This is a genomic window from Pseudoroseicyclus tamaricis, assembly GCF_012070395.1.
Taxonomy (GTDB): Bacteria; Pseudomonadota; Alphaproteobacteria; order Rhodobacterales; family Rhodobacteraceae; genus Pseudoroseicyclus_A; species Pseudoroseicyclus_A tamaricis.
Map to the genome: position 1 here is coordinate 189573 of NZ_JAAFYS010000002.1, position 14003 is coordinate 203575.

17 protein-coding genes are annotated in these 14003 nt (G+C 69.8%); 11 read left to right on the forward strand and 6 right to left on the reverse strand.

The genetic code is table 11. The annotated features are described in order from the left end of the window. Positions 1 to 2 precede the first annotated feature (2 nt). Both GY170_RS07220 and GY170_RS07225 read right to left on the reverse strand, forming a co-directional pair. Entirely contained in the window at positions 3 to 1400 is a 1398-nt protein-coding gene (locus tag GY170_RS07220; protein WP_394351491.1) for a circularly permuted type 2 ATP-grasp protein, read from the reverse strand. 203 nt (positions 1401 to 1603) lie between these two features. Continuing rightward, positions 1604 to 2107 carry a cell wall hydrolase gene (locus tag GY170_RS07225; protein ID WP_163891539.1) on the reverse strand — a complete coding sequence of 168 codons (504 nt, stop codon included), beginning with the start codon at positions 2105 to 2107 and terminating at the stop codon, positions 1604 to 1606. A 124-nt stretch (positions 2108 to 2231) separates the two neighbouring features. On the opposite strand from GY170_RS07225, the gene GY170_RS07230 reads away from it, so the two are divergent. The 4 genes from GY170_RS07230 to arsB are packed head-to-tail and all read left to right on the forward strand — an operon-like array spanning position 2232 to position 6341. Further along, positions 2232 to 3071 carry an arsenate reductase/protein-tyrosine-phosphatase family protein gene (locus GY170_RS07230; protein WP_163891540.1) on the forward strand — a complete coding sequence of 280 codons (840 nt, stop codon included), beginning with the start codon at positions 2232 to 2234 and terminating at the stop codon, positions 3069 to 3071. After that, positions 3068 to 4066, forward strand: a complete 999-nt coding sequence (locus GY170_RS07235; RefSeq protein WP_163891542.1) for an ArsJ-associated glyceraldehyde-3-phosphate dehydrogenase — start codon at positions 3068 to 3070, stop codon at positions 4064 to 4066. Before GY170_RS07230 ends, GY170_RS07235 begins: the two co-directional genes overlap by 4 nt. A 59-nt stretch (positions 4067 to 4125) precedes the next feature. Beyond that, positions 4126 to 5331, forward strand: coding sequence for an organoarsenical effux MFS transporter ArsJ (arsJ, locus tag GY170_RS07240; protein ID WP_235924112.1), 1206 nt, complete (start codon positions 4126 to 4128; stop codon positions 5329 to 5331). After that, entirely contained in the window at positions 5328 to 6341 is a 1014-nt protein-coding gene (arsB, locus tag GY170_RS07245) for an ACR3 family arsenite efflux transporter (protein WP_163891546.1), read from the forward strand. The genes arsJ and arsB overlap by 4 nt, the downstream gene beginning before the upstream one ends. 21 nt (positions 6342 to 6362) lie before the next feature. Here arsB and GY170_RS07250 read toward each other — a convergent pair whose 3' ends face one another. From GY170_RS07250 to GY170_RS07265, 4 genes are read right to left on the reverse strand one after another with little or no spacing between them, the layout of a single operon-like run. Then, positions 6363 to 7187 (reverse strand): ATP-binding protein, encoded by an 825-nt coding sequence (locus tag GY170_RS07250; RefSeq protein WP_163893748.1) that lies wholly within the window; start codon positions 7185 to 7187, stop codon positions 6363 to 6365. A gap of 14 nt (positions 7188 to 7201) precedes the next feature. Further along, positions 7202 to 8116, reverse strand: a complete 915-nt coding sequence (gene tatC / locus GY170_RS07255) for a twin-arginine translocase subunit TatC (protein WP_163891548.1) — start codon at positions 8114 to 8116, stop codon at positions 7202 to 7204. Then, positions 8113 to 9018: a Sec-independent protein translocase protein TatB gene (tatB, locus tag GY170_RS07260; protein WP_163891549.1), complete on the reverse strand. Its 906-nt coding sequence runs from the start codon at positions 9016 to 9018 to the stop codon at positions 8113 to 8115. Before tatB ends, tatC begins: the two co-directional genes overlap by 4 nt. A 59-nt stretch (positions 9019 to 9077) precedes the next feature. Continuing rightward, positions 9078 to 9299 (reverse strand): twin-arginine translocase TatA/TatE family subunit, encoded by a 222-nt coding sequence (locus tag GY170_RS07265; RefSeq protein WP_163891551.1) that lies wholly within the window; start codon positions 9297 to 9299, stop codon positions 9078 to 9080. A gap of 147 nt (positions 9300 to 9446) precedes the next feature. On the opposite strand from GY170_RS07265, the gene GY170_RS07270 reads away from it, so the two are divergent. The 7 genes from GY170_RS07270 (at position 9447) to GY170_RS07300 (ending at position 13974) form a co-directional block, all read left to right on the forward strand. Beyond that, positions 9447 to 10103, forward strand: a complete 657-nt coding sequence (locus GY170_RS07270) for a helix-turn-helix transcriptional regulator (RefSeq protein WP_163891553.1) — start codon at positions 9447 to 9449, stop codon at positions 10101 to 10103. Positions 10104 to 10825: 722 nt separating this feature from the next. After that, complete coding sequence (locus GY170_RS07275) at positions 10826 to 11179, forward strand: Mth938-like domain-containing protein (RefSeq protein ID WP_163891556.1); 354 nt, start codon at positions 10826 to 10828, stop codon at positions 11177 to 11179. Positions 11180 to 11220: 41 nt separating this feature from the next. Beyond that, positions 11221 to 11835, forward strand: coding sequence for a heme ABC exporter ATP-binding protein CcmA (ccmA, locus tag GY170_RS07280; RefSeq protein ID WP_163893750.1), 615 nt, complete (start codon positions 11221 to 11223; stop codon positions 11833 to 11835). Next, positions 11832 to 12488, forward strand: a complete 657-nt coding sequence (ccmB, locus tag GY170_RS07285; protein WP_163891558.1) for a heme exporter protein CcmB — start codon at positions 11832 to 11834, stop codon at positions 12486 to 12488. Before ccmA ends, ccmB begins: the two co-directional genes overlap by 4 nt. A gap of 43 nt (positions 12489 to 12531) precedes the next feature. Then, a complete protein-coding gene (ccmC, locus tag GY170_RS07290; RefSeq protein WP_163891567.1) occupies positions 12532 to 13287 on the forward strand; it encodes a heme ABC transporter permease CcmC in 756 nt (251 codons plus the stop codon). Further along, positions 13284 to 13433 (forward strand): heme exporter protein CcmD, encoded by a 150-nt coding sequence (ccmD, locus tag GY170_RS07295; RefSeq protein ID WP_163891568.1) that lies wholly within the window; start codon positions 13284 to 13286, stop codon positions 13431 to 13433. Before ccmC ends, ccmD begins: the two co-directional genes overlap by 4 nt. Beyond that, complete coding sequence (locus tag GY170_RS07300; protein WP_163891571.1) at positions 13426 to 13974, forward strand: DsbE family thiol:disulfide interchange protein; 549 nt, start codon at positions 13426 to 13428, stop codon at positions 13972 to 13974. Before ccmD ends, GY170_RS07300 begins: the two co-directional genes overlap by 8 nt. Positions 13975 to 14003 lie beyond the last annotated feature (29 nt).

Sequence of the window (14003 nt, forward strand, 5' to 3'; positions counted from 1 at the left end):
TGTTATTCCTCTAGCACCCAGGTATCCTTGGTGCCGCCTCCCTGGCTGGAATTGACGACGAGCGAGCCCTTCTTCAGCGCCACGCGCGTCAGCCCGCCGGGGGTGATCGTCACCCCCTCGGGCGAGACGAGCACGTAGGGCCGCAGGTCGACATGTCGCGGCGCCAGCCCCGCCTTGGTGAGGATCGGCACCGTGGAGAGCGACAGCGTCGGCTGGGCGATGTAATTCTCCGGCTTGGCGAGGAGCTTGTCGCGGAAGGCCGCGATCTCCTTCTTGCTCGCCGTGGGGCCGATGAGCATGCCGTAGCCGCCGGAGCCGTGGACTTCCTTCACCACGATGTCGGCGAGGTTGTCGAGCACGTAGGCCAGCGCGTCGGGCTCGCCGCAGCGCCATGTCGGCACGTTCTGCAGGATGGCCTTCTCGCCGGTGTAGAATTCCACGATATCCGGCATGTAGGAGTAGATCGCCTTGTCGTCGGCGACGCCGGTGCCGGGGGCGTTGGCAATGGTGATGCCGCCCGAGCGGAAGACATCGAAGATGCCGGGGATACCCAACGTCGAGTCGGGGCGGAAGTTCAGCGGGTCGAGGAAGTCGTCATCCACCCGGCGGTAGAGCACGTCGATGGCCTTGTAGCCGCGCGTCGTGCGCATGCAGACGCGGCCGTCGACGACGCGCAGGTCGTGCCCCTCCACCAGCTCCACGCCCATCTTGTCGGCGAGGAAGGCGTGCTCGTAATAGGCGGAGTTGTAGATGCCGGGCGTCAGCACCGCGACGACCGGGTTGCTGTCGGCCCCGGCAGGGGCGGAAGCGCAGAGTGAGCGGTGCAGGTTCTTGGGGTAGGTCGAGACCGGCTGCACCCGGTTCTGGCTGAAGAGCTCGGGGAACATCTGCAGCATCGTCTCGCGGTTCTCCAGCATGTAGGAGACACCGGAGGGCGTGCGGGCATTGTCTTCGAGCACATAGAAATCGTCATCGCCGGTGCGGACGAGATCGACGCCGACGATATGGGTGTAGACACCGCCCGGCGGCGTCACCCCGATCATCTGCGGCAGGAAGGCGGCGTTCTGCGCCACCATCTCGATCGGCAGGCGGCCGGCGCGGATGATCTCTTGGCGATGATAGATGTCATGCAGGAAGGCGTTGATCGCCCGCACCCGCTGCTCGATCCCTCGGGAGAGCTTGGACCATTCGCGGCCCGAGATGATGCGGGGGATGATGTCGAACGGGATCAGCCGCTCGTCAGCCTCGGCGCGCCCGTAGACGTTGAAGGTGATGCCGGTGAGGCGGAAGATCTCCTCCGCCTCCCGCTGCTTCTTCTTCAGGCGCGCAGGATCCTCGCCCTGAATCCAGGTGTCGAGGTTCTGGTAAGGGGGGCGGGTGAAGGCCTGGCTCTGGGCCATGTCGCCCATGCTCTGCGTCTGAGCCGTGCCCCACATCTCATCGTAGCCGGATGGGTTGTTCATGCCTTCACCTTAGAGATGTCTCTATTCCCCTTACAACCGCTGCAGAGGCGCGGGCGCGCCGAATTTTTTGCCGTGGTGCAAAAGTTAATCGCGTAGTCGCCGTCCCTGGTTCCCCGACGCTGCGGCAATCGCACCGGCCGTCAGAGCGGGGTGATGCCCTCCAGCGGCGGCAGCGGCGACGGCTGGGTCACCAGTTCGGGCCGCCGCCGCTCGTAGAAGGCGTTGCCGCCGGCCGTCAGCACGTAGTGCATGTTGTTGTAGCCGGCCCGGTAGGACGCGGCGTGGAAGAACTGCGCGTTGCCCACCAGCGGGTGCCGCTCGCCGCGCAGGACGGCGGCCGCCGCCTCGCGCACCAGCGGCATCGAGCGGTCGTTCATCTTGCTGGACATGATCCCAGGGGCGAACTGGTTCTTCTGCGAGACGACATCGCAGACGCTGTCGGGGTAGGCATCGGATTCCACGCGGTTCATGACCACGCTGCCGACGGCGATCATCCCGTCGCGGCTGGAGCGGATGGATTCGAAATACATCGCCCGCTCCATGCACTCCTGCTCGCTATGGCCGCGGAAGAATCCGCAGCCGGCCATCAAGGAGAGGCCGGCGATTGCCACGGCCAGGCGCAGCCTCACCTTGCGATGCGTCATGATGGATCCTGCTGCTCGCGGGGACTTCGCCCCTTTGAAAAAGGAGCCTACCAGCTTCGCGGGGTGTTTCAATCGCCGTGCGCGGGGGCTTGAGCTGGAATGACACATCCAGTATTCATGAAGTATGGATTCGAGAGTCGTGGACAAGCTGACCGCCCTTGCGCATGCCCAGCGGCTGGCGCTCTTCCGGCTGCTCATGCGCCGCTACCCCGATGCCGTCCCGGCCGGGGAGCTGGCGGCGGCACTGGGCGTCGCGCAGAACACCCTCTCGAACTACCTGTCATCGCTCCGTAACGCCGGTCTGATAGCCCAATCTCGCGCTGGTCGCTCGCTGCTCTACCGCATCGACATGGCCGAGGCCGCCGGGCTGATGGGGTACCTCTTTTCCGATTGCTGCCGCGGCCGGCCGGAGCTCTGCCCCCCGATCCCCCGGCCCATGCATCGAGGAAGCGCGGCCATGAATGACCGCAAGTACAACGTCCTCTTCATCTGCACCGGCAATTCCGCCCGCTCGATCTTCGGCGAGTCGCTCCTGCGCCACGAGGCGGGGGATCGCTTCAATGCCTATTCCGCCGGGACCCACCCCTATTCGCAGCTCAACCCGTTCGCGGTCGAGATGCTGCAGGGCAAGGGGCACGACATCTCCCCCCTGCGCGCCAAGACCATCGCCGAGTTTCAGGGGGAGGGCGCGCCGGTGATGGATTTCGTCTTCACCGTCTGTGACGCCGCCGCCAACGAGGACTGCCCCGCCTGGCCCGGCCAGCCGATCAGCGCCCATTGGGGGCTGCCCGATCCGGTGAAGGCCACGGGCACCGACGCGGAGAAGAAGCTGGCCTTCCAGCAGGCCTATGCCGCGCTGCGCAACCGCATCCTCGCCTTCACGGCGCTGCCCATCGACAGCCTCAGCCGCAGCTCGCTGCAAAAGCGCGTGGACGAGATCGCTCAGGACATGGAGACCCAATGACCACCTATGCCCTCAACGGCCTCGGCCGCATCGGCAAGCTCGCCCTCCGCCCGCTGCTGGAGAGCGGCGCCGAGATCGCCTGGATCAACGACGCCGTCGGCGATGCCGCGATGCAGGCCCACCTGCTGGAGTTCGACAGCGTCCACGGCCGCTGGCCGGCGTCCTTCTCGGCGGACGGCGAGAGCCTGAGCATCGACGGCCGCCGCCTGCCGGTGCATGGCGCCCGGGCCATCGGGGATCTGCCGCTCGACGGGGTGGACGTGGTGCTCGACTGCACCGGCGCCTTCAAGAGCGAGGCGGCGCTGGCGCCGTACTTCGAGGCGGGGGTGCAAAAGGTGGTCGTCAGCGCGCCGGTGAAGGACGGAGGGGCGGCGAACATCGTCTATGGCGTCAACGAGGGCAGCTACGATCCCGCCGCCCACCGCATCGTAACGGCGGCGAGCTGCACGACGAACTGCCTCGCCCCGGTGGTGAAGGTCATCCACGAGGGGATCGGCATCCGCCATGGCTCCATCACCACGATCCACGACGTCACCAACACGCAGACCATCGTCGACCGCCCGGCGAAGGACCTGCGGCGGGCCCGCTCGGCGCTGAACTCGCTGATCCCCACGACCACCGGCTCCGCGACCGCGATCACGCTGATCTATCCAGAGCTCAAGGGCCGGCTGAACGGCCATGCCGTGCGCGTGCCACTGCTCAACGCCTCGCTGACCGACTGCGTCTTCGAGGTGGCGCGGGAGACGAGCGTGGAGGAGGTCAACGCCCTCTTCGCCGCCGCCGCCGAGGGGCCGCTGAAGGGCATCCTCGGCTACGAGGCGCGGCCGCTGGTCTCCGCCGATTACGTCAACGACACCCGCTCTTCCATCGTCGACGCGCTCTCGACCATGGTCGTCGCCGGGACGCAGGTGAAGGTCTACGCGTGGTACGATAACGAGATGGGCTACGCGCACCGGCTGGTGGACGTGGCGAGGATGGTCGGGGGCAGCCTGTGACCGAGCGCCGGGAGGGGCTGGCGGCCTACATCGCGGTGACGGCGGCCTACTGGGCCTTCATGCTCACCGATGGCGCGCTCAGGATGCTGGTGCTGCTGCATTTCCACACCCTCGGCTTCTCGCCGGTGCAGCTGGCCTATCTCTTCATCCTCTACGAGATCGCTGGCATCGTCACGAACCTCTCCGCCGGCTGGATCGCGGCGCGTTTCGGGCTGACCTCGACGCTTTATGCCGGCCTCGCCATCCAGGTCGCGGCACTGCTGGCGCTCTCGGCGCTCGATCCCGGCTGGGCGCTCTGGCCCTCCGTCTTCTTCGTGATGGCGGTGCAGGGGGCGAGTGGGGTGGCCAAGGACCTCTCGAAGATGAGCGCCAAGAGCGCCGTGAAGCTGCTGGCGCCGACGGGGCAGGGCGGGCTCTTCCGCTGGGTGGCGGTGCTGACCGGATCGAAGAACGCCGTGAAGGGCGTGGGCTTCCTGCTCGGGGCGGCGCTCTTGGGGCTGATCGGCTTCGTGCCCTCGGTGCTGGCCATGGCGGCGGCGCTGGCGGTGATCCTCGCCGCGGTGCTCTGGAAGATGCCCGCCGGCCTGCCGCGCGGGCGCAAGGGGACGAAATTCGCCGAGGTCTTCTCGAAGGACCACAACATCAACTGGCTCTCCGCCGCGCGGCTCTTCCTCTTCGGCGCGCGGGACGTCTGGTTCGTCGTCGGCATCCCGATCTACTTCTACGCGGTGCTGTCGGACGGGACGGAGGCGGGCGACCGCGCCGCCTTCTTCCTCATCGGCAGCTTCATGGCGCTCTGGACGATCCTCTACGGCGCCGCGCAGGCCTCCGCCCCGCGCCTCCTGCGCGCCGCCAGCCGGCCGGAAGCGGAGCTGATCGGCGAGGCGCGGCGCTGGGCGGGGTTGCTCTTCGCGGTGCCGGCACTGCTGGCGCTGGCGGTCTGGCTCGCTGGCGCCCCGGCCCCCTGGCTGACGGTGACGCTCGTCGCCGGGCTGCTGCTCTTCGGGGGCATCTTCGCGGTGAACTCCTCGCTGCACTCCTACCTGATCCTCGCCTTCTCGACCTCCGAGCGGGTGACGATGGACGTGGGCTTCTACTACATGGCCAATGCCGCCGGGCGCCTCCTCGGGACACTGCTCTCGGGCCTGTCCTACCAGCTCGGCGGGCTCCCGGCCTGTCTCGGCACGGCGGCGCTGCTCGTCGCGCTCAGCTGGCTCGGCGCCGGGCGGCTGGACTCGGGCCGCCGAGCCGGGGTGCCCGCATGAGCCTCTTCGAGCGCTATCTCAGCCTCTGGATCGCCCTCGCCATGGCCGCGGGGATCGCCATCGGCACGCTCGCGCCCGGGCTCGTTGGCGCCGTGGCGGGGGCAGAGGTCGCCTCGATCAACCTCGTCGTGGCGGTGCTGATCTGGGCGATGGTCTACCCGATGATGGTGGGCGTCGATTTCGGCGCCGTCGCCGGCGTCGCTCGCCAGCCGAAGGGCCTGCTTGTAACGCTGGCCGTCAACTGGCTGATCAAGCCCTTCACCATGGCGGCGCTGGCGGTGCTGTTCTTCGAGCATGTCTTCGCCCCCTGGATCGCGCCGGAGGATGCGGCGCAGTACATCGCCGGGCTCATCCTGCTGGGGGCGGCGCCCTGCACGGCGATGGTCTTCGTCTGGTCGCAGCTCACGAAGGGGGATGCGACCTACACGCTCGTGCAGGTCTCGGTGAACGACCTGATCATGGTCATCGTCTTCGCCCCCATCGTCGCGCTGCTCCTCGGCGTGACGGAGATCGCGGTGCCGTGGCAGACGCTGGTGCTGGCGACGGTGCTCTACGTGGCGCTGCCGCTGGCGGCGGGGCTGGTCACCCGGCGCTGGCTCGGCGGGCCGGCGGCGGTGGAGGCCTTCTCGGCCCGCGCCAAGCCGTGGTCGGTGGCGGGGCTGGTCGCGACGGTGCTGATCCTCTTCGGCCTGCAGGGGGAGGTGATCCTTGAGCGCCCGGGCGTGATCGTGCTGATCGCGGTGCCGATCCTGATCCAGAGCTACGGCATCTTCGCGCTGGCCTACGCGGCGGCCTGGGTGCTGAAGGTGCCGCACCGCATCGCCGCGCCCTGCGCGCTGATCGGCACGTCGAACTTCTTCGAGCTGGCGGTGGCCGTCGCCATCAGCCTTTTCGGCCTGAACTCCGGCGCCGCGCTGGCGACGGTGGTGGGCGTGCTGGTGGAGGTGCCGGTGATGCTCTCGCTCGTGGCCTTCGCCAACCGGACGCGGGCGCGCTTCGCCCCGGGCTGAGGCCCGGGGGCCGGGGCCACCTCAGCCGAGGCTGACGCCCTTGCGGCCTGCCAGATCGGTGAAGAACTGCCACGCCACCCGGCCGGAGCGGGCACCGCGCGTCGCCTGCCACTCGATGGCCTCCGCGCGCAGCTCCTCCTCCGGGACGTCCACCCCGTAGGCCGCGCAGTAGCCGGCGATGATGGCGAGGAAGGTGTCCTGATCGGTCGGGTGGAAGCCGAGCCAGAGGCCGAAGCGGTCCGACAGCGACACCTTCTCCTCCACCGCCTCGGCGGGGTTGATGGCCGTGGAGCGCTCGTTCTCGATCATGTCGCGCGGCATCAGGTGGCGGCGGTTGGAGGTGGCGTAGAGCACCACGTTGTCCGGCCGCCCCTCGATCCCGCCGTCGAGGACGGCCTTGAGGGATTTGTAATGCGCATCGTCCTGCGTGAAGGACAGATCGTCGCAAAAGAGGATGAAGCGCTCGGGCGCCCGGCGCAGGTAAGCAAGCAGCCGGCCGATGGAGGGCAGGTCCTCGCGCTGGATCTCCACCAGCTTCAGCCGGGGGAACTCCTCCAGCAGCGCGCCATGGGCCGCCTTGACGAGGCTCGACTTGCCCATGCCGCGCGCCCCCCAGAGGAGCGCGTTGTTGGCGGGCAGGCCGGCGGCGAACTGGCGGGTGTTGGCCAGCAGCGTGTCTCGCGCGCGGTCGATGCCCTTCAGGAGGGGCAGGTCGATCCGGTTGATCTGGCGCACCGGCACCAGCGCTTCCGGCTGGGCGCGCCAGACGAAGCCGGCGGCGGCGGTGAAGTCAGGATCGGCGGCGGGGGGCGGGGCGAGGCGCTCCAGCGCCTCGGCGATCCGCATCAGGGTCTCGTCGCTCACGCCTTGGGATCCGCCTTGTCGTCATCCTCGGGCTCGTCGTCGCCGGGGATGTCGAAGAGGCTCTCGTCCTCGCCGATCACGCCCTCCGCGCGGGCCTCCTCGTCCTTCTTCTTCTCGACGCGGGCGACAAGGAAGATGGAGATCTCGTAGAGGCCGTAGACGACCACGAAGAGGATGATCTGCGTCACCACATCCGGCGGCGTCACCAGCGCGGCGACGACGAGGATGCCGACGACGGCATACTTCCGCGTGCCCCGCAGCCCGCGGGAGGAGGCGAGGCCGGCCTTGCCCATCAGCGTCAGCAGCACGGGCAGCTGGAAGCAGATGCCGAAGGCGACGATCATCTTCAGCGTGATGTCGAGGCTCTCGTTGACCTTGCCCTGAAAGACGATGTCGATTCCGCTCTCGCGCACCGTCTCCACGCCGCCGTTGAAATAGGCGGCGATGACCGAGGGCACGTCGGCGAAGCCGAGGAAGAAGTTCATCGCCAGCGGCACGACGACGTATTGCGCGAAGGCGGCGCCGAGCAGGAAGAGCGCGGGCGAGGCGATGAGGAACGGCAGGAAGGCATTCTTCTCGCTGCGGTAGAGCCCGGGCGCCACGAACCGCCAGAGCTGGTAGGCGATGACGGGGAAGCCGAGCATCAGCCCGCCGACGACGGAGATGCGCACGAGGGTGAAGAAGTACTCCTGCGGCGCGGTGTACTGCATCACCGGGTTCTCGTTGCCGAGCTGCCGCATGGTGTGCTCGATCGGCACGAGCAGGAAGTCGAGGATCTGCCCCGCCACGGTGAAGCAGAGCACCATGCCCACCACGAAGGCGAGCACGGAGTAGATGAGGCGGGTGCGCAGCTCGGCCAGATGCTCGATGAGCGGGGCGGAGCTGTCCTCGATGTCGTCGGCGTTGGTCACGATCTGCTTTCGGCGGGGGGCGGCGTCTCGTCAGCCGGCTCGGAGGCGGCGGAGGTCTCCGCGGAGGTCTCGGGGGCGGCGGCGGGCTTCGGCTGGGCGCCGTCGCCATTTTTCTCGGCCGCCGTGCCGTGCGTGCCCGGCTTCGGGCGGGCGGTCTTGCGGGCGGGCTTCTTGGCGGCGACGGGCTTGGCCTCGGCAACCGGCTTCGGCTCCGCCGGCGCCTTGGTCTTGGCGGCGCGGGTGGTCTTGGCCTTCACCTTGGGTTCGGCAGAGTCCGACTTGGCCTCCGACGTCTTGCTCGCCGTCTTCTTCGGGGCAGCCTTCTTCGGCGCGGCCTTCTTGGGAGCAGCCGTCTTCGGCGCCGTCTTTCTGGCCGCAGGCTTGCTGGCCGTCGTCGGCGTCTCCGGCGCCTCGGCCTCGATGGCGGGGCCTTTCGGGGCCTCCATCTCCGGCACGGGGGTCGATGCAGCGGCGGGGGGCGGGGCGGCCTCCTCCGGTTCCGGCTCGTCGGCGAGCTCCGTCTCGTCGGGCTCCAGCGCCGCGGCCTCGCGGGCCTTGCGCTCCTCGGCCTTCCTGGCGGCCGTCTCGCGGATCTTCGCGGCCTGTTCCTTGCGCTCGCGGCTCAGCCGTTCCGTCTCGCCGCCGGACTTGAAGCTCTGGCCGAGCTTCTTGGTGGCGAACTGCGTCGGGCGGGCGGCGGCCTCGATGGTCTTGGAGATGTCCCGCACACCCGATTCGTCGGCCGCGGCCTCCATGGCGCGGGTGAAATCGCGGGCCATGGCCCGAGCCTTGCCCGTGACCTGCCCGATGGTGCGGAACATGCCGGGAAGATCCTTCGGGCCGACGACGATCAACGCCACGACGCCGATCACCATGAGCTCGGACCAGCCGATGTCTAACATAAGGTACCTGCCGAAGCTGGAGGAATGCCCGCCGGGGCGGGCCGCGCCTGACCGGAGCCTCAGGCTTCCTTCTTGTCGCCCTCGGGCGTGATGTCATGGGCGTGGTCGTGATCGGAGGAGGCGTCCTCGATCTCACGCTTGGAATCGTCCACGCCGCGCTTGAAGGCGGTGATGCCCTTGCCGACTTCGCCCATCAGCGAGGAGATCTTGCCGCGGCCGAAGAGCACCAGCACCACCACGGCGATGAGCAGAAGGCCCGGAAGGCCGATATTGTTGAGCATGTTGCGTCTCCCTATCCGGCCGCCGCCTCGGGCGTGCCGCTCTCGTCGAGGCTTTTATCTAAAGGCCGGGGCAGGGCGGAGGAAGCGGGAAAGGCTGGCGCCCGTCGCATTTTCTGTCAAAAACCTGTCAGGAGCGATGGGGGCGAGATGCGACGCAAGGACAGGCTGTTCCGTCTGATGCAGCTTCTGAAGGGCGGCCGGGTGAGGCGGGCGGAGGATCTGGCCGAGGCGCTGGGTGTCAGCGTTCGGACGATCTACCGGGACATGGACGTGCTGATCGACAGCGGCGTGCCGATCGAAGGGGCGCGCGGCCTCGGCTACCGCGCGACGGAGGAGGTCGCCCTGCCGCCGATGCTGCTGACGCTGACGGAGCTGGAGGCGCTGCACCTGGGGCTCGCGGCGGTGGGCGCGGGCGCGGACGAGGAGCTGAAGGCCGCCGTCCGCAGCCTCTCCGCCAAGCTCGACGCCGCCCTGCCGGAGGATCGGCAGACGACTCCGGCGGGCTTCGGCTTCTCGCTGCACCCCTTCGCGGGGGCGGGGCAGGCCTACGCCTGGCTCCCCCAGATCCGCGCCGCGCTCCGCGCCCGCCAGAAGTTGCGGCTGGCGCCCGAGGAGGGGGCGGAGGCGGAGACGCTGCGGCCCCTGAAGCTGGAATACTGGGGCCGCGTCTGGGTGCTGACCGGCTGGGCGGAGGAGGCGGAGGCGTTCCGCCAGGTCCGCGTCGACCGCATCGCCGAGCTGCGCCTGCTGCCGGAGCTCTTCGTGGAGGAGGAGGGCCGGCGGCTGGTGGATTTCGAGGAGTGAGAGGGCGGGGCGGGCGGTGGGTTGGAACCCCACCTTACGCACGGGCGATCCGTAGGGTGGGTTTGTAACCCACCTGTGCGCCACGCCGCCGCTCTTCCCCCGCCCGGTACGCGTCAAAGGCGCAGGGCGAGCGCCTGCCCGTCCCGGCGGGCTGGCGCTCTGGTAGGGCTTGGTGCTTCGCCCGGAGCGGGGAGGGGTTTGGCTGGCATAATGCGCACTGCTCGATCGTCGGAGCGCCACCCCATGGGCAGGCGCTCGCCCTGCGCCTGCAGATGGCGGTGAGGGGCGGTTGGCGGAGCGGTGGGTTGGAAACCCACCCTACGGGGCGCAGCGCTTGTCTTTGGTGTCGTGGCTCCGGATCGGAGCGTCTTTCCTAGGCTGTCGTTGGCTCCTCGCCGGGATACAAGCCCGCTCTTCGTCTCGACCCAGTCGCCGCTCTTCCCCCGCCCGGGGCGCGCCAAAGGCGCAGGGCGAGCGCCTGCCCGTCCCGGCGGGCTGGCGCTCTGGCTGAGCTAGGTGCTTCGCTCGGGCCGGGGAGGGGCGTGGCATGCATAAAGCGCACCGGAGGCGCCGTCGGGGCGCCACCCCACGAGCAGGCGCCCGCCCTGCGCCTGCGGGCGGTGCGCGCCGGCGCGGTGGGGCGGAGGCCCGTCCGCTGCCGACCCGCCCCTTGCTCTCGGCGGCCCGCCGCAATAGGCCAAGAGCCGTGGGGAGGGATGCGCATGCGCCTCAACGAGATCCGCTATGACAACGCCTTGCCGATCGACGGCTACGGGCCCGGCTTCTGGCGGGTCGGGGGGAACGTGATCGAGGGGCACGCGCTGATCCTGCCCTCCGGCGCCGGGCCGTGGGAGGGGCTGGAGGCGATGGAGCCGATCCTTGCCGCCGCCGACATCCTCGACGTGCTCTTCGTCGGCACCGGAGAGACGATGGCCTACCTGCCGCAGACCTTCCGGACGCGAATGGAGGCGGCCGGGATCGCCGCCGAGCCCATGGCCTCCCCCGCCGCGGCGCGCACCTACAACATCCTGCTCAGCGAAGGCCGGCGCGTCGGCGCGGCGCTGCTGGCGGTCTGAGCCGCGTGACGGGTTCTGCGCCGCGCCCCATGACGGGCCCCGTGCTGCGCGTCGCCGGCCTCTGCGTCGCCCGGGGCGGGCGGCGGCTGGTGGAGGGGGTGAGCTTCGATCTCGCCCCCGGCCACGCCCTCATCCTTCGCGGGCCGAACGGCATCGGCAAGACGACGCTCCTGCGCACGCTCGCCGGCCTGCAGCCGCCGGAGGCGGGAGAGATCACCGGGGCGGAGGAGGCGGCCTATGCTTCCCATGCCGACGGGGTGAAGGCGGCGCTCACCGTCACCGAGAACCTCGCCTTCTGGGCGGAGCTCTACGGGCGGGAGCTGGACAGCGCCGTCCTCACCACCTTCGATCTGGCCGGCCTCGCCGAGCGTCCGGCCGGCACGCTCTCCTCCGGGCAGCGGCGGCGCCTCGGCCTTGCCCGGATGGCGGCGATCGGCCGGCGGCTGCTGCTGCTCGATGAGCCGACCGTCTCGCTCGACGCCGCCTCCGTCGCCCGCTTCGGCCACTGGCTGGCGGAGGCGCATCTCGGCGGCGGGGGCATGGCGGTGATCGCGACGCATATCGACCTCGGCCTCGAGGCGCCGGCGCTGGACCTCTCCGCCTTCCGCGCCTCCGCCGAGGCCGCCCCGGCCGGCGGTGACGAGGCCTTCCTGTGAGGGCGCTGCTCCTTCGTGACCTGCGCCTCGCGGTGCGCGCCGGCGGCGGTTTCGGGCTGGGGCTGGCGTTCTTCCTCATCGTCGTGGTGCTGGTGCCCTTCGGCCTCGGCCCCGACCGGGCGCTGCTCTCCTCCATCGCGCCGGGGATGCTCTGGGTCGCGGCGCTCCTCGCCGCGCTGCTGACGCTCGACCGGCTCTTCGCGCTCGACCATGAGGACGGCGCGCTGCCGCTCCTCGCCACCGCGCCCCTGCCGTTGGAGGGGCTCGTCGCCGCCAAGGCCGCCGCGCACTGGCTGACGACGGGCCTGCCGCTGACGCTGGCGGCACCGCTCCTCGGGCCGCTCCTCGCGCTGCCGCCCGGCGCCTGGCCGTGGCTCCTCGCCTCGCTGGCGATCGGCACGCCGGCGCTGTCGCTCATCGGCACCTTCGGAGCGGCGCTGACTATCGGCATCCGCCGGGGCGGGCTGCTGCTCTCCCTCATCGTGCTGCCGCTCTATGTGCCGACGCTGATCTTCGGGGCGGAGATGGCCCGCCGCGGCGCCGCCGGCCTGCCTATCGGCGCCGCGCTCCCCATGCTCGCCGCCCTTACGCTCGGCTGCCTCGCCCTGCTTCCCTTCGCCGCAGCCGCGGCTCTGCGCGTCAACCTCCGGTGAGGTCGGATGGACGGGGCGCCGGCCAGCGGATAAGGAAACGGACATGTCGCTCTGGGAATATGCCAACCCGAAGAAGTTCACCGAGACGGTGACGCCGCTCATCCCTTGGGTGCTGGGTCTGGCCGCGATCTGCCTCGTCGCCTCGCTGATCTGGGGCGTCTTCTTCACGCCGGAGGATTACCGGCAGGGGGCGACCGTCAAGATCATCTACCTGCACGTGCCGAGCGCGCTGATGGCGATCAATGCCTGGTTCATGATGCTGGTCGCCTCGCTGATCTGGCTGGTCCGCCGCCACCACGTCAGCGCGCTGGCCGCCAAGGCGGCGGCGCCGGTGGGCATGGTGATGGTGCTGATCGCCATCGCCACCGGGGCGATCTGGGGCAAGCCGATGTGGGGCACCTACTGGGCGTGGGACCCGCGGCTGACCTCCTTCCTCATCCTCTTCCTCTTTTACCTCGGCTACATGGCGCTCTGGGCGGCAGTGGACGATGCCGACACGGCGGCGGACCTGACAAGCGTGCTCTGCATCGTCGGCTCCGTCTTTGCGGTGCTGTCTCGCTACGCGGTGCTCTTCTGGAACCAGGGGCTCCACCAGGGCGCCTCGCTCAGCCTCGATGCCGAGGAGCATGTGGCGGATGTCTTCTACTACCCGCTCCTCGTCTCCATCGCCGGCTTCGTGCTGCTCTTCCTCGGCCTCGTGCTGCTGCGCACCCGCTCGGAGATCGCCCTCCGCCGGGCCGCGGCGCTCGACCGGCGAGCCGAGGCGCGGGCGGCCGCGACGACGGGAGAGCCGGCATGACCGGGCTGCTGGGCGACTACGCGGGCGAGGTCATCTCCGCCTATATCGTCTCACTGGCGCTGATCGGCGGGCTGGTCTGGCTGTCGGCCCTGCAGGCGCGGCGGGCGAGGAAGCAGCTCAAGCGCGCGGAGTCGCGGCATGGCTAGGGTCTCGCCTCTGGTCGTGCTGCCGCCGGTCATCTTCGCCGCCGTGGCGGGGCTGTTCCTCGGCGGCATGTTCCGCGGCTCCGACGATCTGCCCTCGCAGTTCATCGGCCAGCCGGCGCCGCCGCTGCCGGAGGCGAGCCTGCCAGGCAAGGCGCCGCTGACGGACGAGATGCTGCGCTCCGGCGAGGTGACGCTGGTCAACTTCTGGGCCTCCTGGTGCCCGCCCTGCCGCGCCGAGCACCCGGTGCTGAAGGAGCTGGCGGCCGAGGGCTACCGCGTCGCCGGCGTCAACTTCCGCGACGAGGAGGGGGCGGCGCTAGGATATCTCGAGGATGAGGGCGACCCCTTCCTCGGCTCCGCCTTCGACCCGCAGGGGCGCACGGCGGTGGACTGGGGCGTGACCGCGCCGCCGGAGACCTTCATCGTCGATGGCGACGGCACGGTCCTTTACCGCTATGTCGGCCCGCTGGTGGGCAGCCAGTACGAGCAGCAGTTCCTGCCCGCGTTGGCCGAGGCGATGGGCGAGGACCTCACGCGATAGGCTGCGGCCGGGGGCGGAAACCATATGGT

Bases quoted from the DNA above. Each gene is read 5' to 3' on its own strand.
- GY170_RS07220 (WP_394351491.1), bottom strand. From the start codon at position 1,400: ATGGCCCAGAGCCAGGCCTTCACCCGCCCCCCTTACCAGAACCTCGAC.
- GY170_RS07225 (WP_163891539.1), bottom strand. From the start codon at position 2,107: ATGACGCATCGCAAGGTGAGGCTGCGCCTGGCCGTGGCAATCGCCGGC.
- GY170_RS07230 (WP_163891540.1), top strand. From the start codon at position 2,232: ATGGATTCGAGAGTCGTGGACAAGCTGACCGCCCTTGCGCATGCCCAG.
- GY170_RS07235 (WP_163891542.1), top strand. From the start codon at position 3,068: ATGACCACCTATGCCCTCAACGGCCTCGGCCGCATCGGCAAGCTCGCC.
- arsJ (WP_235924112.1), top strand. From the start codon at position 4,126: ATGCTCACCGATGGCGCGCTCAGGATGCTGGTGCTGCTGCATTTCCAC.
- arsB (WP_163891546.1), top strand. From the start codon at position 5,328: ATGAGCCTCTTCGAGCGCTATCTCAGCCTCTGGATCGCCCTCGCCATG.
- GY170_RS07250 (WP_163893748.1), bottom strand. From the start codon at position 7,187: ATGCGGATCGCCGAGGCGCTGGAGCGCCTCGCCCCGCCCCCCGCCGCC.
- tatB (WP_163891549.1), bottom strand. From the start codon at position 9,018: ATGTTAGACATCGGCTGGTCCGAGCTCATGGTGATCGGCGTCGTGGCG.
- GY170_RS07265 (WP_163891551.1), bottom strand. From the start codon at position 9,299: ATGCTCAACAATATCGGCCTTCCGGGCCTTCTGCTCATCGCCGTGGTG.
- GY170_RS07270 (WP_163891553.1), top strand. From the start codon at position 9,447: ATGCGACGCAAGGACAGGCTGTTCCGTCTGATGCAGCTTCTGAAGGGC.
- GY170_RS07275 (WP_163891556.1), top strand. From the start codon at position 10,826: ATGCGCCTCAACGAGATCCGCTATGACAACGCCTTGCCGATCGACGGC.
- ccmC (WP_163891567.1), top strand. From the start codon at position 12,532: ATGTCGCTCTGGGAATATGCCAACCCGAAGAAGTTCACCGAGACGGTG.
- ccmD (WP_163891568.1), top strand. From the start codon at position 13,284: ATGACCGGGCTGCTGGGCGACTACGCGGGCGAGGTCATCTCCGCCTAT.
- GY170_RS07300 (WP_163891571.1), top strand. From the start codon at position 13,426: ATGGCTAGGGTCTCGCCTCTGGTCGTGCTGCCGCCGGTCATCTTCGCC.